Origin of the sequence: Flavobacterium sp. HSC-32F16 (genome assembly GCF_024171645.1) — a bacterium.
Classification (GTDB): Bacteria; Bacteroidota; Bacteroidia; order Flavobacteriales; family Flavobacteriaceae; genus Flavobacterium.
In genome coordinates this window covers 128,888-151,878 of the sequence record NZ_JALKAC010000008.1, presented here as the reverse complement: position 1 = coordinate 151,878, position 22,991 = coordinate 128,888, and the positions used below count along the sequence as shown (strand labels likewise).

Here is a 22,991-nt window from a genome sequence, read left to right as displayed (position 1 = left end):
TAATTATTATCAATTATTCTAAAATTTTACTGTTAAATAGTTAATTTCTTACTTTATATTACAGCCGAAAGGCACTAAGGCGCAAAGTTTTTGTACCTAATATTTTATAAGAATGTTTGGGTTGCAAGCATTGTTAAAAGCAATGCTGACTGAAAATTAAAATTGAATATGGGAAATCTTTTCTCCTAAAAGATTCATTTTCTGCTGCAATTTAGCCAGGAATTTTTGGTGTTGTTCTGATTCGGGATTAAAGCTGCGATGGCGCAGACTTTTCTGAATCTCGTCTACTTCCTGCATTGTGAAGATGCTTTCTTGCGAAATATAATTTTCGCTGAAAAGTTTCCAGATATAATCGATCGCGATTTGGTTAGGATGCAACATATCTTCGTTATAAAAACGATAATCACGAAGTTCGTCCATCATGATTTCGTAAGAAGGAAAGTATTCAGTGTTCAGTTTTGAGTGTTCAGTATTCAGAACGGAATGCAATGCAGTGAATAAATGTGATTTACTCAATTGATTTTCTATAAAGCCATCTTTGATGTGGCGTACTGGCGAAATCGTGAAAATGAAATTGATATTTGGATTCAGGATCTGAATTAAATCTATTGTATTTTGGATGCTTTTCTCAATTACATCAACTGATAATAATTCTTTTGAAAATTGCTTTTGGGGCACTTTATGGCAATTGGCAGCGATTTCTGTACTTTCCAGATTTCTGTAAACCCAAGAGGTTCCAAATGTAATAATGATGTGAGATGCTTCTTTTAGCTGCTTGTTAGTTTCTGAAATAGCTTTATTAAGCGTTTCCAGCAATTCTTGTCTATCGGCATTACTTAAGTCAGAATGAACCTCAAAACTGTGCCAGCGTTCGTTATGAAAAAAAACGTCTTTTTCCTGATAGAAATCCAATTCACAAACTCTTCGAAATATTTTCTCAATTGAAACAGGGTTAAATATGATTCCGAATGGATTGGTTTCGTTCTGAAATTTAAAATAGTCAAATTTCCCGGCCATATTTTCTGCAAAGCAAGAACCTACAGAAAGTATTTTCGAATTATAATCGATTGGAGTATTACTTTTTGAAATTGGGATCTGGGTTCTGAACTGCATGGTTTGTAAATTAAAACACGAATTTCACCAATTTTCACCAATAAAAAAACCAAATACAAAAAGTATTTGGTTTTTTAGAATGAAAGTATATGCTTAATTAATAAACATAATCATTTATTTCACTAACTGTAGTTCCATCATTTCTATATTGGGTAATTTTTGACGGATAATCATTTGCGTCATATACAATTTCTCTTTTGTATACATTTGTTGAAGCTGTACTAGTGTAAGAAGCTGTATACTTTACAACATTATTAACAGAGCTGATAGATCCCTCACCTTCGCTATGACCAACTAACAAATTAAATCCTAAAATGTTTTTAAGCGGATTGTTTTTATTGTCATATTCGTATACTGCTGTAAAGGTATAAGCGTTTTCGGTATTGGTTTCAACACTTTTAATTAAATTACCATTTGCATAAGTAAGCAGCTCAGAATACATGCTTTTTTCTTCATTTCCAGTTTCAGTGTTTTTTCGGTATTGCTCTTTTTTTATAGTTCCATCTGCGTTATGTGTATATACATCTCTGCTTTGATATTCGCCATTAGGATATTCTGTTGAAAACCCTTCTGCATACATAGACTCTGCCAATTTTCCGTTTGCATATTTGTAAGTTACTATATCACTAATAATATCTTTACCACTTTCAGTATCGTAATTTACTTCTTTAACAATTAGGTCTCCATCGTAAGTATAATCAGTTCTTCCAGCTTCATCTTTTACGCTTACAATTTTATTTCCATTGTAAGTACTCACGTATGAAGAGTTATCTGAAGGAAATTGTATACTAGTATATTTGATGGTTTTAGGCAAAATTACATTGGCTTTATCATCATCACTTGAACAAGAAGAAATCAGCACCATTGATAAAGCGCTGAATAAACATAAAATTTTTTTCATTTGACTTGGTTAATTTTGTTATTTCTGCAAACGTAATACAACCCAAAACCAAAACCTTACGGCATTCCACATTAAGAGCATAATACAACTTAAACATTTACTAACACACTAACTACAAACAACATAGATAGATAATTATTATTTTTTTATAAATAAATTTAATTACGAACTAATGCTTAATAAATGCTTACGCATTTTCTTATGTTTCATCATCTAAAAAGATAAATAGAATGTCTTTTAAAAACATAGGTCAATAAAAAAAATTAAGATTTACGATTCTGCAAAATGAATAAATAAAGATTTACATTTTTAATAACAAAAATGAACTTCAGAAACTAAAACAATTGCTTACTTTTGCATCTTCCATTTTTTTAACTACTCTATGAAATTATTATATTCTTATATAATCAAACATAAAATGCTTTTGTTTTTTGCTTTGATTATGGCCTCCATAAACATTTGTTTCAGTTTGTCAGATTCTATTATTACCGGTAAATTAATGCAGGATTGCGGTGTTGGACTGGCAAAATACAAAGGAAACGAAATTGGTTTTATTAAATCATTATCCTTCTGGCTTGGTCTATCGCTTGGTGCGGCCATGATTTCCAGAATTACCAAAAACTTTCAGGATTATTTCACCAATGTTGTAATTCAGAGAACTGGCGCTCAAATGTATACTGACGGAATTAAAAAATCTTTAGATCTTCCGTATGCAGAATTTGAAGATCAGCGAAGCGGTGAAACTTTAAGCAAGCTAACCAAAGTGCGTTCCGATTCAGAAAAATTGATTACGCTTTCTATTTCGCTTATTTTTCAAACCATTATCGGATTCATATTTGTAATCCTGTATGTTGCCCGAATTGATTACCGAATTTCGATTATTTTTCTAATTACAGCGCCAATTATTGCCTTAGTAAGTTCTTATTTAGGGAAAAAAATCAAGGTTGTTTCTAAGAAAATTGTAAACCAAACTAATGCTTTGGCGGGTTCAACAACAGAAAGTTTACGTAACATTGAGCTTGTAAAAAGTCTTGGCTTAACGTATCAAGAAGAGAAACGTTTGAACTTGAATACTTTTAAAATTCTACAATTAGAGCTAGAAAAAATCCGATTTATTCGAAGCTTGAGTTTTATTCAGGGAACTACAGTTCACTTTTTAAGAACCTGTGTGGTTTTTACATTGTATTATTTCTTGTTTGGAGGAAAAATTATTGTGGGTGATTTGCTGACAATGGTATTTTTCACTTTTTTCATTTTTGGTCCACTTCAGGAACTTGGAAATTTCATTATTGCTTTGAACGAAACAAAAGTTTCAATGGAAAATTTCAAAATCTTATTAAGCGCTCCAAAAGAATTTCGTCCAAAAACTCCAAAGCATGTTGGAGCAATTCAGTCTTTGTTATTTTCGAATGTTAGTTTTCAGCATAAAACAGCCAAATTTAAGGCCGTAGAAAATATCAATTTCGAAATTAAACAAGGTCAGACTGTAGCGTTTGTAGGTCCGTCTGGTTCTGGTAAAACCACTTTAGTAAAATTATTAGTTGGATTATACACGCCAGCCGAAGGTCAGGTTTTATATAATGATATTGATTCAACAGATATAGATTTGCTGGATCTTAGAAAACAATTAGGTTTTGTAACCCAGGATGCACAATTGTTCTCTGGAACGATCCGCGAAAACTTATTGTTTGTAAAACCAAATGCAACCGATGAAGATTTATATGATGCCTTAAAACGTGCAAGCTGTGATAAACTTTTAAGACGTGCCGAAGATGGTTTAAACACTACAATTGGCGAAGGCGGAATCAAAGTTTCTGGTGGAGAAAAACAACGTTTATCTATTGCCAGAGCTATTCTTCGAAATCCGAATTTATTGATTTTTGATGAAGCAACTTCTGCGTTGGATTCTATCACCGAAGAAGAAATTAATGCCACAATTCGAAATATTTCAGATAAAAATCGAATTACAGTTCTAATTGCCCATCGTTTATCGACTGTTATGCACGCTGACAGAATTTTTGTTTTAGAGCAAGGTAAAATCATCGAGCAAGGTAAACATGATGATTTGATTGTAGAAAAAGGTCTCTACTACGCTATGTGGCGCCAGCAGATTGGGGAGAGAAAATAGTTTTTTTAAGGTGCTAAGATTCTGAGGCACTAAGGTTCTAAGTTTCTTTAACAATCGAAAAACTTGCTATTTGTCATTTCGACTGAAAGGAGAAATCACACTAGTATATCGACAAAGATTGGCGACTTCCTTTGCGGATTTCCGCGTGTGATTTCTCCTTTCAGTCGAAATGACAAAATGCTATAAATACAAAACCCGACAGATTTTAAAAATCTGTCGGGTTTATTTTTTAAATATTCTAAAAACTTAGTCCCTTAGTATCTTAGAACCTTTTCTTTACTTCACGAAATCAACCGCTTTAGCCAAAGCCTCCCCAATTCCATCAACATTTTTACCTCCTGCAGTTGCGAAGAAAGGCTGGCCTCCTCCTCCACCTTGGATATATTTCCCTAATTCGCGAACCACTTGTCCAGCGTTTAAGTTTTTGGCAGCGACAATTTCTTTAGAGATGTAACACGTTAACATTGGTTTTCCTTCCTGAGCTGTAGCGAAAACAACAAATAGATTATTATAAGAATTACCCAATTCGTAAGCCAAATCTTTTGCTCCTTCTGGATTCAAATCTACTTGTTTTGCTAAGAACTGAACTCCATTGATTTCTTGTAATTCTTTAGCTAAATCAGCTTTCATGTTTTTAGCTTTATCTTTCAATAAAACTTCCAATTGTTTTTTCAACTGCGCATTTTCGTCTTGCAATGCCAAAATCGATTTTACAGGATCCTGAGCATTTTTAAGCGCTTCTTTAATTTCACCTAAAGAAACTGCTTGAGATTCAAAGTATTCTTTTGCAGCTTCACTTGTAATTGCTTCAATTCTTCTGATTCCAGATGCAACAGCACCTTCAGAAACAATTTTAAAATGCCAGATATCAGATGTATTTGCAACGTGTGTTCCTCCGCATAACTCAACAGAATCACCGAATTTAATCATACGTACCAAATCACCATATTTCTCTCCAAACAAAGCAATTGCACCTTCTTCGATAGCCTGATCTTTTGGAATTGCTCTTTTTTCAATTAATGGCAAACTCTCACGGATTCTTGCATTTACAAAGTTCTCCACTTCTAATAATTCTTCATCAGAAACTTTAGAGAAGTGAGAAAAGTCAAAACGCAATGAAGCATTTCTTACCATCGATCCTTTTTGCTCAATATGAGTTCCTAAAATCTTGCGTAAACCTTGGTGCAATAAATGCGTAGCCGAGTGGTTTGACGAAGTTTTAGCTCTTTGGTTTGCATCAACAACCGCATTAAAAGTTGCTGTAATATTTTCTGGCAAGGATTGTGTTAAATGGATCGTTTGATTATTTTCTTTCTTAGTATCAATGATATAAGTAATATCTCCATTTTGAGATTCTAAATATCCTTTATCACCAGTTTGGCCTCCGCTTTCTCCGTAAAATGGAGTTGCATTGAAAACCAATTGGTAGATTTCACCATCTTTTACACTGTCAACTCTACGGTATTTAGTGATTTTTACCTGGTGAGATAATCTGTCATAACCAATAAATTCCTGAATATCGTCTTCAACAATTACATTCCAGTCTCCAGCCGTTACTTTTGATGCAGCACGAGATCTTTCTTTTTGCAATTGCAATTGTTCCTGAAATCCTTTTTCGTCCAATTTTAATCCTTTCTCAGAAAGAATCAAAGCGGTTAAATCGATTGGGAATCCGTACGTATCATACAATTCAAATGCTTTTTTACCATCGATTGTATCTCCTTGATTATTTAAAATTACAGCATCTAAAAGAATTAAACCTTGATCTAACGTACGCAAGAAAGAGTTTTCTTCCTCACGAATTACATTTGAACAAAGTGCTTTCTGCGTTCTGATTTCTGGGAAAGAATCTCCCATTTGCTCGCTCAAAGTTTCAACCAATTTATAAATAAATGGTTCTTTTGTACCTAAGAAAGTAAATCCGTAACGAATAGCACGACGTAAAATTCTACGAATTACATAGCCAGCTCCAGTGTTAGACGGCAATTGTCCATCGGCAATAGCAAAAGCAACTGCACGAACGTGATCTGCAATAACACGAATAGCAATATTCATTTTATTTTGTTCATCGCTAATGTTTTTTACTTCATTAGGTGTATATTTTGCTCCTGTAATAGTTTCAATTTCTCTAATCAAAGGCATGAAAACATCAGTATCATAGTTTGATGTTTTTCCTTGTAATGCCATACACAAACGCTCAAATCCCATTCCGGTATCAACGTGTTGTGCTGGAAGTTTTTCTAGAGAACCATCTGCTTTACGGTTGAATTCCATAAATACGTTATTCCAGATTTCAACAACCTGAGCGTTATCACCATTAACTTCTCCTTTTCCTGGTTTCAGCGCTTTTTCTTCTTCAGAACGTAAATCAACGTGAATTTCAGAACAAGGTCCGCAAGGCCCCTGATCTCCCATTTCCCAGAAATTATCTTTTTTATTTCCTAGAACAATTCGGTCTTCGTCGATTAAAGTTTTCCAGATATCCCAAGCTTCCTGGTCAAAAGGAACATTGTCTTCTTTGCTTCCTTCAAAAACAGAAACATAAAGATTTTCTTTTGGAATTTTATAAACTTCTGTCAATAATTCCCAAGCCCAGTTAATCGCTTCTTTTTTGAAGTAATCTCCAAAAGACCAGTTTCCTAACATCTCAAACATTGTGTGGTGATACGTATCGATCCCCACTTCTTCAAGGTCATTATGTTTTCCTGAAACACGAAGACATTTTTGCGTATCGGCTATTCTAGGACTTTTTGGAGTTCCGTTCCCTAAGAAAAATTCTTTAAACTGGGCCATTCCCGAGTTATTGAACATTAAGGTTGGGTCGTCTTTAAGGACAATAGGAGCCGAAGGAACAATTGTATGTCCTTTACTCTCAAAAAAATCTAAAAATTGTTTACGTACGTCTTGTGATTTCATATTTAAATTAGAAAATGTATCTGTTTACAAATGTGTCAATTTGATAATGTGACAATTAGAAATAATCTCCAATTAATAATGCGTTAATTTTAAAATTGAAAACTAAAAACTTATGTTTTACAACAATAAATTGCCTATTTTGCGCATTATATAATTATGTAATTCCCCCAAATTATCAAATTATTTTGTTCTTGTAAAAAAGCGGTCAACGACTGAAACATTTATTCGTTTTGTTCGTCTAACTTATTTTACAAGCAGCAAAAATAGCGTATTTTAAAATATGGCGAAAGTAAAATATTATTACGACTCAGAAAATCTGGCTTATACGAAAATAAAAACCAGAAAAAGAATAAAAATTGGTTATGCATTACTGTTTTTAGTGGCTTCGGCATTGTTTGGCTTTTTAGTTTTTGTACTTTTAATTAATACTCCGTACTTTGAAACACCAAAAGATCGTTTGCAGGCTCGTGAAATTGAAAATTTAAAGCTGCAATATTCCATTTTGAATAAAAAACTTGACGAAATTGATGCTGCTGCAGATGCTTTAGAAGAACGTGATAATAATATTTACAGAGTATATTTTAATAAAGCCGAGATTCCGGATTCCGTCAGAAAAGCGGGTTTTAGAAATGCCGAAAGATATAAAGTTTTAGAAGGCTACAACAACTCACAATTGGTTTTAAACACCACGAAAAGAGTCGATAAACTTTCAAAAGAATTAGCCATTCAGTCGAAATCGTTAGATGAAATACTGAAACTAGCCGGTGCAAAAGAAAATTTACTGTTAGCAATTCCGGCCATTCAGCCTGTTCAAAATGAGAATTTAAAACGTGTTGCTTCTGGTTTTGGGTACAGAATTGATCCTTTCACGAAAGTGCGCAAAATGCATAACGGAATGGATTTTACTGCCAACACGGGAGCTCCCGTTTATGCTACTGGTGACGGCGTTGTAGCAAGAGCTGACAACACGGCTTCGGGCTTTGGAAACCACGTTGTGATCAGGCATGGTTTTGGATATGAGAGTTTGTACGCACACTTAAGCAAATACAACTGCAGACCCGGACAACATGTTAAACGCGGTGACGTAATTGGTTATGTAGGAAGCACAGGAAGATCTGAAGGACCGCACTGCCATTATGAAGTACATAAAGACGGTAAAGTGGTTAACCCGCTGAACTTCTATTACGGAAATATTTCGGCGGCAGAATACGTGGCAATTTCACATATGGCAAACCAGGAAAATCAGTCATTAGATTAATACTGCAAAAAGTATTATTTTTGAAATAAATTAGAAATAAAAAAACATGCATATTGAGCTTTCAAAAGATAAAAGATATTACAGCATTGGCGAAGTTGCCAAAGCTTTTAATGTCAATGCATCATTGATACGATTTTGGGACAGCGAATTTGATATTCTAAAACCAAAAAAGAACGCCAAAGGCAACAGAATGTTTACGCCCGAAGATATAACAAACTTACAGTTGATTTATCATTTAGTAAAAGAAAGAGGCTTTACACTTGAAGGAGCAAAAACGCATTTAAAAGAGGGACAGAAGAAAACATTAGATAAATTCGAAATAATACGTAAATTAGAGTCCATAAAAACGCAGTTAAACGACATCAAAAACGAATTGTAATTAAAAAATAAACTTAAATCAAAACTAATATGAAAAAGTGGTTAATACCTGTTGGAATTATTGTAGCATTTATTGCTATTATCGCATTTTGGTCGATTGGAATTAAAAATACTGCTTTACAACACAGTCAGGCTGTAAATAAAGAATGGGGTAACGTTCAAACAGCTTACCAAAGAAGAAATGACCTGATTGGAAATTTAGTTAACACAGTAAAAGGTGCGGCTGATTTTGAAAAATCAACTTTAACAGCTGTAATCGAAGCTCGTGCAAAAGCGACTTCTGTAACTATTGACCCAAGCAATGTAACTCCTGAGCAATTAGCTCAATTTAACCAGGCTCAAAGCGGTGTAAGTTCATCATTATCAAAATTATTAGTTTCTGTTGAACAATATCCAACTTTAAAAGCTAATGAAAATTTCTTAAAATTACAGGATGAACTGGCTAGTACAGAAAACCAAATTTTAACAGCAAGAACTCGTTTTAACGAGGCTGTCCAAGTTTACAACGGATATGTCTTAAAGATCCCGAACAACTGGTTCTTGAGCGAATACAAAGAAAAACCATATTTCGAAGCTTCTACAGGTGCTGATAAACCAGTTGACGTAAATTTTAATAAATAATTTCTATCTAGAATTTAAACTCTAAAATATTTCTCATGTCAAAAGTAGAAGATTTTTTATCCAAAGAAGAAGAGCATGAAATTGTTGAAGCTATTCGTGTGGCCGAAAAAAATACTTCTGGCGAAATTAGAGTTCATATAGAAAAAACAACTTCTAAAGCTCATTATGACCGGGCTTTAGAAGTTTTTCATGAATTACGAATGGATGAAACCAGATTACAGAACGGAGTATTACTCTATTTTGCAGTTGAAGACAAAAATTTCGTGATTTGCGGTGATAAGGGAATAAATGATGTAGTTGCTGCTGATTTTTGGCATTGCACAAAAGAAATTATGACCAATCATTTTAAAACTGGCAATTTTAAACAAGGAATTGTTGAGGGTATTTTAAATGCCGGTGAACAGCTCAAAAAATATTTTCCTTCAACAGAAGACGATACAAACGAATTATCTAACGAAATCTCAAAAGGATAAATAATGAAAAATTCCAAAAATAAAATCTCAGATTCCAATAGAGTTTTTCAGTTTAGTCTTTTGTTTATCACATTTTTTATCAGCAATACTATTTTTGCTCAATTAGATATTCCAAAAAAACCGGATTTTCAAACTTCTGTTTATGACTACGCAAATGTTTTAAGTGCTTCTGAAAAAACACAATTAGAAGAAAAATTAATTCGTTACTCTGATTCAACTTCAACTCAAATTGTGGTTATTACAATCGAAAGCTTAAAAGGCGAAGATATTGGTATTCTTACACCAAAATGGGCCCAGGAATGGGGAATTGGGCAGGCAAAAGAAGATAATGGAGTTTTGATTTTATTGGCTAAAGCCGAAAGAAGAATTTGGATTTCGCCTGGTTATGGATTAGAAGATCGTTTAACCGCAGGAATTGGTGGAGAAATTACAAGGAACATAATTATCCCTGAATTTAAAGCTGGAAGCTATTATCGTGGTCTTGACAAAGGTGCCGATGCGCTTTTTGATGTTTTTACAGGAAAATACAAAGGCGAACGCAAGCAGTCTAAAGGAGGTAAAGACTTTCCAATACTCCCATTTATTGTTATTGTTGTAATCGTATTAATTTTACTTTCCCGCGGCAAAAGAGGCGGTGGAGGAAATTCGGGCAGCAATGGCGGAGGTCCAAGTCTGATGGATGTAATTCTTTTAAGCAGTCTTGGCAGAAGCAGCGGCGGTGGATTTGGAGGTTTTGGCGGAGGATCATCTGGCGGAGGCGGCGGTTTCGGCGGTGGATTTGGCGGAGGCGGATTCTCTGGCGGAGGGTCTGGCGGAAGCTGGTAAACTAATTTTGTTTCAAGTTTTCTTTGTTTCAGCGTTCAAGTTTTAGGTTTCAAATTTAAATTCATACTTTTACAAATTACAACTCAATATAGATGTTATCACATAAAGCAAAATACGCCCTTAAGGCCTTACTTTATTTAGCAGAACAAGACGAAAATCACATTTCTAGAACTATAGAAATTGCTGATGGCGCTAACATTCCTAAAAAGTTTTTAGAACAGATTTTATTAGATCTAAAACGAGGGCGTTTTGTGAGCAGTAAGCAAGGAAAATTTGGCGGATATTATTTGATAAAATCAAAAAATGATATCACTTTGGCAGAAATTCACCGATTATTTGATGGTGCAATTGCACTTTTGCCATGTGCTTCTTTAAATTTTTACGAGCCTTGCTCTGATTGCAAAACCGAGTCTGAATGCAGTCTGCGCCACGGTTTAATGTTGATTAGAGACAAAACTTTGAAGGCAATGGAAGGTATAACAATCGCTTCGTTAGTAAATAAATAAAAAAATATTTTATAATTCCTAGTAAATCGATAGAATTAATATTTATATTTGCACAAAATAATTAACTAACCATTTACAAAAATTTTAACATGAAAGTACATTTTAGTCGATCGGGTGTATCAAAACTTTTGCAAAAACAAACAAAGCTTTCTGCTTCTGTAAAAAGAAATTCATCTATGATGTGTATATGTTGATTTAAAAAAAATTTATTTTAAATTCTACTAATCACATATACTTAATATAAAAATGAAAACATCTTTACAAAACATATTCACAATATTATTCTTTTTAACCTTCTCAATCTCATTTGCACAAAACATTGAAGGTGTAGTTAAAACCAGCGAAAACATTCCGTTAGAAGCCGTAAACGTAGTAGTTAAAGGAACTACAAACAGCACAATTACCGACAACAGCGGTAAATTCATAATCGATTCAAAAGGAAGATTACCGATAACACTTTTAATTCAGTATGTTGGTTATACCACTGCCGAAATCGAAGTTTCTGCAATTCCTGTAAATCCAATTCAAGTAGCATTAAAAGAAGAAAACGAACTTATTGAAGTTGTCGTTTCTTCAAGACGTCGTATTGAAAAGGTTCAGGATGTGCCAATTGCTATTTCTGTAATTACAGGAAAACAGGCTGAACAAACCGGAGCTTTTAACGTAAACCGTATTAAAGAATTAGTTCCTTCGGTACAGCTTTATTCTTCAAACCCAAGAAATACAGGTATTAATATTAGAAGTTTAGGCTCTCCTTTCGGATTAACAAATGACGGAATTGATCCGGGTGTAGGTTTCTATGTTGATGGTGTTTATTATGCTCGTCCGGCAGCAACAACTCTTGATTTTATCGACGTTGAACAAATCGAGGTTTTACGTGGTCCGCAAGGTTCTTTATTTGGAAAAAATACAACTTCAGGAGCTTTCAATATTACAACCCGCAAACCAAGTTTTACTTCTGGTGCTGATTTTGAAGTGAGCTACGGAAATTATGCTTTCTTACAGGCTAAAGCTTCTGTTACTGGGGCTTTAGGTAAAAAAGTAGCCGGTAGAATCTCTTTCTCCGGAACGCAGCGCGACGGTTTAGTTGATAACGTTGCAACAGGAAGACCAACTAATACATTAAACAATCAAGGAATTAGAGGACAATTACTTTGGACTCCAACTGTAAATACAAATGTTATATTTGCTGCAGATATTACGACTCAGCGTCCTGACGGATATGCGCAGGTAATTGCAGGAGTAGCTCCAACACAAAGAGCAGCTTATCGCCAGTTTGATGCCATTATTAAAGATTTGAACTATCAGCTTCCAAGCCAAAATGCATTTGATCGTAAAATAGATCAGGATACTCCATGGCGTTCAGGACAAGATATGGGAGGTTTCTCTTTAAATGTTGATACAAAAATTGGAGGAGGAACTCTTACTTCTACAACGGCATGGCGTTTTTGGAATTGGGATCCATCAAATGACAGAGACTTTACAGGATTACAAGTATTGGCTAAATCTCAAAACCCAACAAGACAAACTCAAATCACTCAGGAGGTGCGTTACGCAGGTCAATTGACATCTAGAATAAGCGGTGTTGCCGGAGTATTCTTTATTGATCAAACTTCTCAAACTGACGGTACTGAAGAATCTGGAAATGCACAATGGAGATTTGCACAAAGTTCTACTAGTGCTTTATGGAAAACTCCTGGTCTTTTTGAAGGATACGGAATTAAAACAGATGCCAATATCAGAGCATCGAGTGCGGCAGTTTTTGGACAAATTGACTGGGCTATTACAGATCGTCTGCATGTTTTACCGGGTTTACGATATAATTTTGACAAAAAAGATGCTCATTATGCCCGTACTACTTATGGAGGATTACAAACAACAGATCCAGCATTATTGGCTTTGAAAAGACAAGTTTATTCTGATCAGGCATTTGACTCTGCTATTGACAACACAGATTTTTCTGGAAATATCACCGTTACTTTTAAAGCTTCGGATAAAATCAATGCTTACGGAACTTTTGCAAAAAGTTACAAACCAGTTGGGGTAAACGTAGCCGGACTACCAACAAACTCAGCCGGACAACCGTTACTTGAGCTTGCTGTTATCAAACCAGAAAAAGTGTATCATTATGAAGTTGGGGTAAAAACTTCTCCTTTCAAAAATTCAATCTTCAATATTGCTGCGTTTAGAACAGACATTAAAGATTTTCAAACTAACGTTCAGGCAGCTGAATTGGGTGTAAACCGTGGTTATCTTGCAAATGCTGATAAAGTACGAGTACAAGGTGTTGAGTTAGACGCAAGTTTTGTTATAAGCTCACATTTAACTATAAATGGGGCTGCAACTTATACAGATGCTATTTATGAAAAATTTACTAATGCACCGCTTCCGTTAGAAGAAACCGGAGCTCCAGTATCTTTCAAGGATGTTTCCGGATCTGAACTTCCGGGTGCTTCAAGATGGGCAGGATCTTTAGGTGGTGAGCTTTCTGATAATGCAAGATTTTTTGGAAACGCAGGAAAAATTTTCTTAGCTCTTGATTCTTATGCTCGTTCTGAATTTTCATCAAGTCCATCAGCTTCAAAATATTTAGTAGTTCAAGGATATGCTATTTTTAACGCTCGTTTAGGTTTCCGTGCTTCGCAGGGATTATCTGTTCACTTTTGGGGACGTAACCTTTTAAATAAAGATTACTACGAGCAATTATTACCTGCAGGTGGTAACGCAGGACAATACGCAGGTGTATTGGGAGACCAAAGAACTTATGGAGTTACATTGAAATATTCTCTATAAATAAAGTTAGTTAGTTTAAATCATGAAGCGAGATACATTTTAAAATGTATCTCGCTTTTTTATGCGATTATATAACCTCAAAAAAACCTTAAACTATTACTTTAAAAACGTTTAGCGGCATTTATTTTTATTTTAAAAACTGATTTTTATTCAAATTTTAAGTAAATACCAAATGCAGCATTACTACAATTTTACAGCATCAGAAAATCAGATTTCATTCGATCCTTATTGGTACGATAAATCGAATTTGTTTTTGAACTTTTTTTTAGGAATTATCATTTTAGTTCTGGGAATTGCCGCATCACATATAAATGATTTTAAAATTGGATTCCTTCTTTCCATTCTTGTCTCTGCAATTCTATTTCTTAATGGTATTTATCGATGGAAGATTAAAAATAAAACAATATTTCTTTTTGATAAAACGGATGATGCTTTTTATAAAATTACGCCTTTGGGAAAAAAGAAAATTATTAATTTAAGCAACATTACCGGTATTATATCAAAATCCGGATCATGGAATTTTAATTATATCCTAACGGCTCAAAACAAAACTTCAATCAAAAAGCTTTATCTCACAAATGATATAAAAAATGAAAATCAAAGCAATCCTGAAATCCGTTTTTTAGAAATGGAAATAATTCCAAAGCTGGAATCATTTTTTAATTTAAATAATGAAGCCATAATTGTTTTTGATACTGAAAATTGCTCGCCTATTTAACTTTTAGCAAAAAAACCTAAATCAAATTTACAATTTGATTTAGGTTTTTTTTCAAGTTCCTCTGAACCTTTGTCCCTTCAAAACAACTAATCTCTCGGTTTTCTTTTCCCTCCTTTTTCAGAACCTGTAAAATTTCCAATTTTATAAGCCAAAGAAAACATTACGTAACGTTTTAAAACTGTATTTTCTTCATCTCTAATCGATGTTGAAGAAATCGTTCTTGTAGCACTTTGATTTTGATTTAAAACATCATATACTTTTACTTTCGCATATAATTTTTTATCTAAGAAACCATAAGACAAACTGGTATTCCAGAGGAAGAAGTCTTTCTTGAAATCGCCTGAGATATTTGAATTATAAGTATATCCAAAATCATTTCCAAAAATCAAATTTGCCGGCCAATAAGAAGTTGTCTGCATATTAATCCTGTGAATAACATTTGAAGTCTGATCCAGCAAATAATTTTCATATTTAGACTGGTTATATGACAAATTATACGATGGCGCAATGGTTAATACTTCTCCGTAATCATAAGACATATATAGCTTTGGAGTAATTCCGACAGATTTAGAATTATATAAAATGTCATTGGTATATCCTTTATCAAAAGAGTAATTTCCACTTAGACCTACACCATATCGAAATGTATGTGCATCTTTTTTAATTTGCTGATTCCAATTTGCCCCCAGAGAGATATTATAAACACCCGAAATATTGGTATAGGTTGTTTCCTTTTGCCCGCTTTCGTTGAAGCTGGAAATAGAAACAATATCATTATTATAATAATCTCCTTTTAAATTAAAACTATAACCTGAACGAGATCTAAAATCGTAATTTCTAAATTGGAGATTCGCGCTGTTTTTTTCTACTGGTTTCAAGTCAGGATTTCCAATAATTGTATTCAAAGGATTATTCAAATTTACAATTGGCATTAACTGATTCGCCGAAGGTAATGCATTTGAATAATCATATTTGAATGATAAGTTTTTAGAACGATTAAATTTGTATCGCAATAAAGCAGCAGCAAAAGGCAATGCATATTTTTTACTCAAATCTGTTGCTGCATTTTGGTAAAGTGAATAATTTTCAAAATTTACAATTGAAGTTCGGCTGTCTAGATTTACAGTAAACTTGTTTTTTTGCAAAGTAACTCCAACTTTTGGTGTAAATGAATTTTGAATAGAACTTGTATAATTACTAAATCTTGAATCATAGTCAGTATATTCCTGAGTATCTTCATTGAAATTATACGTTTTTTGATCATTACTATTGCTTTTCCAGTCTAAATCGGCACCAATTCTAATTCTTAATGAGTCGGTTATTGGTTCTGTATATTCTATATCTGCAGAATAAGCATCACTCACCGCTCTCTTTTTTACATTCTGATTCCTTAAATCATTTGGTGTAGTGCCTACATAATAAATTGTTTCAGAAATATTCAAACCGTCAGAATCGCTGTCTGTATTATTATTAGTAAAAACAAAACTAAAATTACGGGCTTTTTTATCAAAAGCCTTATTAAAGTTTATTGTGTTCGCAAAGTTTGTGTTTGTTCCTTCAGATATTGAGCTTCCATCACTTTTATTCAGCGCATTTCCATTTTCATCTTCTGTAGCACTTGAAGATGATGAAATACCATTTGTTCGTGATTGGCTTACTTTAGGAGCAACTACAATTCGTGTTTTAGGATCTAGTCTATATTCCAGCTCAAAATTGGCATTATTCCCCGTATTTTCATTTCTGGATTTAGATTCACTTTGTGTTATATTATTTCCAGTTGGCTGAAAAACAACTTCATTTGATTTACTATCATTTTTATTGACTGTGTTCGAAAAATTATAACTTCCCATAGCCAGCAATTTTTCAGTCCAGTCATCAGAATAATTAAGACCTACTAAATTAGATTGCGTAATTCCTTTTCCGCCTCCGCCAGAACTTGTATTTCCGCCTCTTCCACTGCTGTTGCGACCACCGCCCATATTATCAAAAACATCATCCATAGAAAAACCAGTTGAATTGATATTATTGGAAGATGCCAGTAAACTTATTTTTTGCTTATTATTAAAATAGTTAAGGTTTACGTTGGCCTCATAACGATCATCGGTACCATAACCGCCCATGACTTTACCAAAATAGCCTTTGTTTTTCTTTTCGTCAATTGTAATATTGATACTCGAGAAATCTGAAGTCGATTCTTGTTTTGAAAGTTCTTCTTTTTTGGTTTTAAAATCAGAAACCTGAATTTTTTTAATAATATCAGCAGGTAAATTTTTAATAGCAATGGCTCCGTCTTTATCAAAAAATGTTTTTCCGTTTACCAAAACCTGATTGACTTCTCGCCCATTAACCGTAATTTTTCCGTCATTATCAACATCAAAACCAGGAAGTTGCTTTAATAAAGTTTCGACATTAGAATCCGGACGGACTTTGTATGAAGCAGCATTAAATTCTAAAGTATCTTTTTTAATAGTAATAGGTGCCGCTTCTGTTTTTATAACAACATCGTTAAGTGCATTTACATTTTCTATCATATAAAGTTTACCAAAATCTTTGCTTTCTGTAAGTCCCTTGTATTCTTCATAATAGGTTTGGTATCCCATATAACTCACCTTTAAAAAAACAGGCTTTTCATATTTCTTGATATCCATTCTAAAAGCGCCATTTTTATCTGTGGTGGCATATTCAATAACAGTGGAATCTTTTATTGTAGTAAAATAAACCGTTGCCATTTCCATAGGCAATTGCGTGTTGACATCTAAAACGGTTCCTCTAAGTGTAACGTCGTTTTGCGCATTGGCACTTAAGACAAAAAGGAAGAAAAACGATAAAAATGAATAAATTCTGGTCATAAAATTAGGTTGGTTTGATTAGTTAGACTCCAAAAAAAACAAAAGGTTTAAATTGTTTATAATTGTAGTTTTTACATTTATTCAAATAGTGTGCCATTTAAAATTTCAGAACTGTTTAAAAAACGGACTTGAGCTCTAAAAAACAAACACAAAATACTGTTTTATAATTATTTACAAAATATAAAAAAAGGGTAAAATGACCCTAATAAAAACAGTATTTCACCTTGCTTCTATTTTATCAAAATTCAAAAACTTTGCGAAACAAATCAAAAGGAGAATTCAGAAAATCCTAAAAAAGAGTATGGCAGAAAAGTCGAAAACTGATAAGAGTAGGCATTTTAAAAACGAATTACCATGAAAAATATTTTTAAAGGTTCCTTAAAAGGATATGTATGTGAAGATTGCCTAGAAGCGGTATCTGAAGTTGAAATTTTAATTTATCACCCCTACAGAAAAGCGGATGTAATCGCAGATGCTGCTTCAAATATAAAAGAAACATTTCGTTTTGTTTCAAAAGAAGAAGCAAAACAAAGAGCAGAATTGCTTGTTTACAAAGGAAAAACAGATGCTAAAGGCCATTTTGAAATTGAAATTGATGAACGTCATATCAATTCAAGTTTTGACATAGATTTTGTATGCGGATCTGTTCCGCCAAAACATCCAAAACCCAAGAAAGATGAAATAATCCAGCTGCATCTTACGACTTTATCTATGCGCATTGAACTTGAGAAACAAGTACAAAATCAAAATTACCGATGGGGATATCCTATTCCGTATAAATGGTGGTGTTATATTCGCGGCCACTTTTTTGACGCCTGGGTTATCTGCGGTCATTTGATGAACTGCAAAACCAATACGCCTATTGCTAATGCTAAAGTTACAGCAATGGATGCCGATTTTTTGACCGATGATACTTTAGGTACGGACACAACGGATGCCAACGGACATTTTAGGATTGATTATACCTCTGCCAATTTCAAAAAAACGTTTTTATCGCCTTGGATAAATGTAGAAACAGATCCCGGTTTTCTCTCTTTTCAAAGCGGGCCCGATGTTTATTTTAAAGCAGAATTAGCCGGAACAAAATTGGTTGACGAAACTAAGGCCAATGCGCGCAAAAATGTGGGATATTGTTTGTGCGTAAATTTATGTTCGGAGGTAAATGTGGTAAATCCTGAAGATCCGAACTTTCCTAGTGCGTGGACCGGAATTGGAAATGCCTTTAGTTCTTCTTACGGAGCCAACAGTTATGATTTTGATGCCGATGGTTATGCAGGTTCTGGTAAAAATGTTCTGTTCTCAACTATTCGTTTAACCGGGCAGGCCGCTTTAAAATCAGCATCGGGAAATCCTGTTGAATATCGTTTTTCCGTAAGCGATTCTACAACTCCTAATGATGGTTTGAATGCTCCTCCATTATCTGGCTTTACAAAAGTGGCAGGTTTGTATCCAAATTTATTTGTTCCGGGAGTGGTTTCTAAACTAATTCGTAAAGTTTTTTCTTTAACTAATAATGAAATTTTCGTTTACAGTGATCAGAGCGATTTTGATGCCGAAGGCTGGTTTGATGTTAATCATGCTATAGAAAGATCTTTAATAAATGCCGGATTAACTCCAGCCGATTTGTCTTTGTATAATATTATTGAAGAAGATACACTGATCAGTATAAATACTGCTGCATTGACATCAGCACCCAACATTCCTGACAGCATTAATGCCGGGCAGACTATTCCGGCAGCTAACAAAATTGGAATTGAGAAATTTGCTATTCGTTTTGAAATCAGAGAGGTGATTAATAAACCTGCAAATCAGTTTGGAATAATTTCCGGCGGAAAAATATTAAATTCAGCTATTATGAATAATAATCCTGTATTTATAAAACTAGCGATTGCAGAATTGGAATCAAGTAATCTTTGCAGTCCGATAAATGGTACTATCCATGCAAAATACACGGTTTATCATCCACATTTATCATCTTCTTCACTTCACTTAAGAAACAACAGCAATAGTGTAAACAGAGCAATTTCAGACGCAATAGTTCCTTTGGCTTCAAATATCAATCCGGCAGTTACAGAGAAAACCAACAATAGTTCTCAGCTTAACAATCCGCCAAATGATATGACCAGATGTACTTACATTCTAAAACTTTTTGGAAGATCCAGGCTTCACAACGGCGATAATGCAATTTCTGACAGCGGACCAATTGAACAAATATTCTTCTATGAAGTTTAAACTAAAAAGCAGTATTTCAAAATAGAAATACTGCTTTTGTTTTATAATAAAGATTTTTTGAAATCTATTTTTCTCTGATATAAATATCGATTGGAACTCCTGCAAAATCCCAGTTATCACGAATTTTATTTTCAAGATATCTTTTATAAGGTTCTTTTACATATTGCGGCATATTGGCAAAAAACACAAACTGAGGTGTTTGCGTTGGCAATTGCATACAATATTTAATTTTCACATATTTACCTTTTGTTGCTGGCGGTGGATAAGCTTCAATAACTTTCAACATATATTCGTTGAATTTTGAAGTTGCAATTCTTTGTTTTCTGTTTTCAAAAACCTGAACCGTAGCTTCTAATGCTTTTAATAAACGCTGCTTAGTTAAAGCCGAAACGAATAAAATAGGCACATCTGTAAAAGGCATTAATTCCTTTTTAATTTTTTCTTCGTAATCACGGCTCGACATGGTGTCTTTTTCAACCAAATCCCATTTGTTTACTAAAACTACAACACCTTTACGGTTTTTCTCGGCAAGCCAAAAAATACTTTGATCCTGACCTTCAAAACCACGAGTTGCATCGATTACCAATATACAAACATCTGCATGCTCAATTGCTCTTACAGAACGCATTACAGAATAAAATTCTAAATCTTCCTTTACTTTTGCTTTACGACGGATTCCCGCAGTATCAACTAAATTAAATTCAAAACCAAAACGGTCAAATTTTGTATCAATTGCATCACGTGTTGTTCCTGCAATATCAGTTACAATATAACGATCCTGGCCGATTAAAGCATTGATAAAACTAGATTTTCCAGCATTTGGGCGTCCTACAACTGCAAAACGAGGTAATTCTTCTGTTACCTCAACTGGTTCTTTCTCTGGAAAAGCATCAATTAAAGCATCTAATAAATCTCCTGTTCCGCTTCCTGAAATACTTGCAAAAGTAAAATAATCTCCTAAACCAAGATTATAAAACTCAATTGCATCTTTCTCACGCATTGCGTTATCTACTTTATTTACAGCCAATAAAACAGGTTTTGTTACTTTACGAAGTAACTTGGCAACCGTTTCATCCATTGGTGTAATACCTTCTTCTACATCAACTACAAATATAATAACATCGGCTTCGTCGATAGCCAGTTCTACTTGTTTACGGATTTCACCTTCAAATACGTCATCAGATCCGCGAACGTATCCACCCGTATCAATAACAGAAAACTCTTTTCCGTTCCACTCGCTTTTACCATAGTTTCTATCACGGGTAACCCCAGATACTGAATCTACAATAGCTTCTCTTCTTTGTATCAGCCTATTAAAAAGGGTCGATTTCCCTACATTAGGTCTTCCTACTATCGCAACAATGTTATTCATTTTTTTGAATTTTAGATTTTGGATTTCAGATTTTTAGATTCTGTTTTTGACAAAATCATGTAAACCGTTAATCCAAAATGCTGTGTTTTAATTTTTTGCAAAGGTAGTTAAAAAAAGCTCCTAAGCTAATAAGTTTCTAAGTACCTAAGTTTTTTATTGTTATTCTTGTTATTTTTAGGAGCAATTTCCAGCTATCCGCTATATCTTTTTCTGATCTCGTTAGAAAAAAACGAGATCAAAAAAAGGATGCCGCTTCTATCTGGGATAGGCTTTAAGGTTTCAAGAATATTTTATTACTCTTTTCTTAACCAGCCCAACAGCCTTTTATTATCAATTTTATAATTTCCGTTTTGATTTTCTAAGGCAAATTTTTCTCTCGAACTGCTAAACGGCCCTGGATTTTGCTGAATAATCTGAATTTCATTCTCCAAAACTTTAGAAATTACCGCTACATGTCCAAATCTGTTTAAAATAGATCCTGAAAAAATGACCAAATCTCCAACTTCAGGTTTCTTTTTACTTGGATTTGTATATTGAATTAAATTTCTATTTGAATTCAAATCACCATCTTTAACTTTCGGATCAAAAAAATCTTTTGCATGACCATACGCATCTGGCATTTTATGATGGTAATGTTCGTAATAATATCGTTTTACAAATTCAACACATTGATATTTAAGTCCTAAATTGTAATTATCTTTTGTCACGTTTCGTCCAGAAACATGATCTACTCCGCCATTGTAATAAACCTTTACACCATTTAAACTATCCAGCGACTGACCTATTTTATAATCGGAGTTTAAATTTATTTTCTTTACAATTTTAAATCCTGCGTAGCCCAAAGCTAAAACTGAAATAATTAGCAGCATAATTTTTTTAACCTTCATTAATCCCTAGTAGTTATTAATTACACTTATCATAAATATATTGTGGCCTTGCCCCCATTCTGTAGGAGCTAAAAGCACCTTTGTTTGATAATTTTAAGGTAAATCCATCCTCTTCATTAGAATTATAAAAAGTGATTTCTCTAATTTTTATTTTATCTGAGATAACACTTATTGGACCAATTTTATAATTAAGAAATGGAAACGGTTCATCGCCAAAATCGCAGTAAGTCAATTCCTTTTTATCAAAATCAACATAAGCTTTGTTCTCTAAATCACAAAATCTTCTGTTATTTTGGATAAATTCGTTTACCTGTTCTTCAGTATCGAATGCTATAAATTCTTTTTCCTTATCTATATATAAAACATCGTCGACACTATCTTGTGTAATTCCAACCAGGTATTTATTATTTTTATAAATACTAAAATACAATGTAAGTACTGTTGTTTTGTCCAGCGACATTACATCTGCTCTATAATTGCATTTTTCTTCCAGCTGGCGAAATGGCTTTTTATCTTCATTTGTACGATTACTATAAGTATCATCAAAATCATCGAGATTGAATTTATTTTTATAATCGATATAAAAAAAGCCTGTTTTCTTAAATTCACCGTCTCCCAGATATTCTGGGAATTTTTCAAAAATTATGTTATCATAAATTTTAAAATCGAACCATTCAATCCAATCATCAATTTTATCAGGGAAACTTAAAATGGGGTAATATCCATCTCTAAGAAACACTGCCAATCCGTTTTCTTTATTAATAAACCTATTAATATTAGCTGCTTTATTGGTCTGAAACTGTTTAATAAACTCCTTTAAAAACAATTTCACTTCTGCGTCTGAACATGCTGTGGTATCAAAGGACGTAACTGAATCTAATTTTGTAACTATTTCTGTATTTTTCTTAACGGGAGCAGGTTTTACACTATCTTCCTTTGATTGAAAGAAGGATGCTAAGCCCACAATAACTATAAGTCCACAACATATTGGTATGGAGTACTTGGTAGAAACCTGCATAAA

Annotated in this window: 17 protein-coding genes; 10 read left to right on the top strand and 7 right to left on the bottom strand. The window is 33.6% G+C overall.

Annotated features, from left to right (window positions below; genetic code table 11):
- Positions 1 to 156: 156 nt before the first annotated feature.
- Together L1276_RS19615 and L1276_RS19610 are read right to left on the bottom strand one after the other, a co-directional pair.
- Complete coding sequence (locus L1276_RS19615; protein WP_253790844.1) at positions 157 to 1,113, bottom strand: GSCFA domain-containing protein; 957 nt, start codon at positions 1,111 to 1,113, stop codon at positions 157 to 159.
- 97 nt (positions 1,114 to 1,210) lie between these two features.
- Positions 1,211 to 2,014 (bottom strand): hypothetical protein, encoded by an 804-nt coding sequence (locus tag L1276_RS19610; RefSeq protein ID WP_253790842.1) that lies wholly within the window; start codon positions 2,012 to 2,014, stop codon positions 1,211 to 1,213.
- 382 nt (positions 2,015 to 2,396) lie between these two features.
- Here L1276_RS19610 and L1276_RS19605 point away from each other — a divergent pair, with 382 nt between their 5' ends.
- On the top strand, positions 2,397 to 4,142 hold the full coding sequence (locus tag L1276_RS19605) for an ABC transporter ATP-binding protein (RefSeq protein ID WP_253790840.1): 1,746 nt from the start codon (positions 2,397 to 2,399) through the stop codon (positions 4,140 to 4,142).
- Between the two features lie 276 nt (positions 4,143 to 4,418).
- Here L1276_RS19605 and alaS read toward each other — a convergent pair whose 3' ends face one another.
- Positions 4,419 to 7,058 carry an alanine--tRNA ligase gene (gene alaS, locus L1276_RS19600; RefSeq protein ID WP_253790838.1) on the bottom strand — a complete coding sequence of 880 codons (2,640 nt, stop codon included), beginning with the start codon at positions 7,056 to 7,058 and terminating at the stop codon, positions 4,419 to 4,421.
- A gap of 280 nt (positions 7,059 to 7,338) precedes the next feature.
- Here alaS and L1276_RS19595 point away from each other — a divergent pair, with 280 nt between their 5' ends.
- From L1276_RS19595 to L1276_RS19560, 8 genes are all read left to right on the top strand, one after another.
- Entirely contained in the window at positions 7,339 to 8,316 is a 978-nt protein-coding gene (locus L1276_RS19595; RefSeq protein WP_253790836.1) for a M23 family metallopeptidase, read from the top strand.
- Between the two features lie 46 nt (positions 8,317 to 8,362).
- A complete protein-coding gene (locus L1276_RS19590) occupies positions 8,363 to 8,695 on the top strand; it encodes a MerR family transcriptional regulator (RefSeq protein ID WP_012023968.1) in 333 nt (110 codons plus the stop codon).
- A 29-nt stretch (positions 8,696 to 8,724) separates the two neighbouring features.
- On the top strand, positions 8,725 to 9,315 hold the full coding sequence (locus L1276_RS19585) for a LemA family protein (RefSeq protein ID WP_253790835.1): 591 nt from the start codon (positions 8,725 to 8,727) through the stop codon (positions 9,313 to 9,315).
- Between the two features lie 35 nt (positions 9,316 to 9,350).
- Positions 9,351 to 9,788: a TPM domain-containing protein gene (locus L1276_RS19580; protein ID WP_253790833.1), complete on the top strand. Its 438-nt coding sequence runs from the start codon at positions 9,351 to 9,353 to the stop codon at positions 9,786 to 9,788.
- Between the two features lie 3 nt (positions 9,789 to 9,791).
- Positions 9,792 to 10,613: a YgcG family protein gene (locus tag L1276_RS19575; protein ID WP_253790831.1), complete on the top strand. Its 822-nt coding sequence runs from the start codon at positions 9,792 to 9,794 to the stop codon at positions 10,611 to 10,613.
- A 92-nt stretch (positions 10,614 to 10,705) separates the two neighbouring features.
- Positions 10,706 to 11,119 (top strand): Rrf2 family transcriptional regulator, encoded by a 414-nt coding sequence (locus tag L1276_RS19570; protein ID WP_053470541.1) that lies wholly within the window; start codon positions 10,706 to 10,708, stop codon positions 11,117 to 11,119.
- Between the two features lie 246 nt (positions 11,120 to 11,365).
- Positions 11,366 to 13,912 (top strand): TonB-dependent receptor, encoded by a 2,547-nt coding sequence (locus L1276_RS19565; protein WP_253790830.1) that lies wholly within the window; start codon positions 11,366 to 11,368, stop codon positions 13,910 to 13,912.
- Positions 13,913 to 14,084: 172 nt separating this feature from the next.
- On the top strand, positions 14,085 to 14,630 hold the full coding sequence (locus L1276_RS19560; protein ID WP_253790827.1) for a hypothetical protein: 546 nt from the start codon (positions 14,085 to 14,087) through the stop codon (positions 14,628 to 14,630).
- A gap of 86 nt (positions 14,631 to 14,716) precedes the next feature.
- Here L1276_RS19560 and L1276_RS19555 read toward each other — a convergent pair whose 3' ends face one another.
- Complete coding sequence (locus L1276_RS19555; RefSeq protein WP_253790825.1) at positions 14,717 to 17,479, bottom strand: outer membrane beta-barrel protein; 2,763 nt, start codon at positions 17,477 to 17,479, stop codon at positions 14,717 to 14,719.
- A gap of 354 nt (positions 17,480 to 17,833) precedes the next feature.
- Here L1276_RS19555 and L1276_RS19550 point away from each other — a divergent pair, with 354 nt between their 5' ends.
- Positions 17,834 to 19,711 carry a hypothetical protein gene (locus tag L1276_RS19550; RefSeq protein ID WP_253790824.1) on the top strand — a complete coding sequence of 626 codons (1,878 nt, stop codon included), beginning with the start codon at positions 17,834 to 17,836 and terminating at the stop codon, positions 19,709 to 19,711.
- Positions 19,712 to 19,775: 64 nt separating this feature from the next.
- Here L1276_RS19550 and der read toward each other — a convergent pair whose 3' ends face one another.
- From der to L1276_RS19535, 3 genes are all read right to left on the bottom strand, one after another.
- Positions 19,776 to 21,083, bottom strand: coding sequence for a ribosome biogenesis GTPase Der (gene der, locus L1276_RS19545; protein WP_253790822.1), 1,308 nt, complete (start codon positions 21,081 to 21,083; stop codon positions 19,776 to 19,778).
- Between the two features lie 293 nt (positions 21,084 to 21,376).
- Positions 21,377 to 21,952: a CHAP domain-containing protein gene (locus L1276_RS19540; protein WP_253790820.1), complete on the bottom strand. Its 576-nt coding sequence runs from the start codon at positions 21,950 to 21,952 to the stop codon at positions 21,377 to 21,379.
- Between the two features lie 34 nt (positions 21,953 to 21,986).
- Positions 21,987 to 22,988: a hypothetical protein gene (locus L1276_RS19535; RefSeq protein ID WP_253790817.1), complete on the bottom strand. Its 1,002-nt coding sequence runs from the start codon at positions 22,986 to 22,988 to the stop codon at positions 21,987 to 21,989.
- Positions 22,989 to 22,991: the final 3 nt, after the last annotated feature.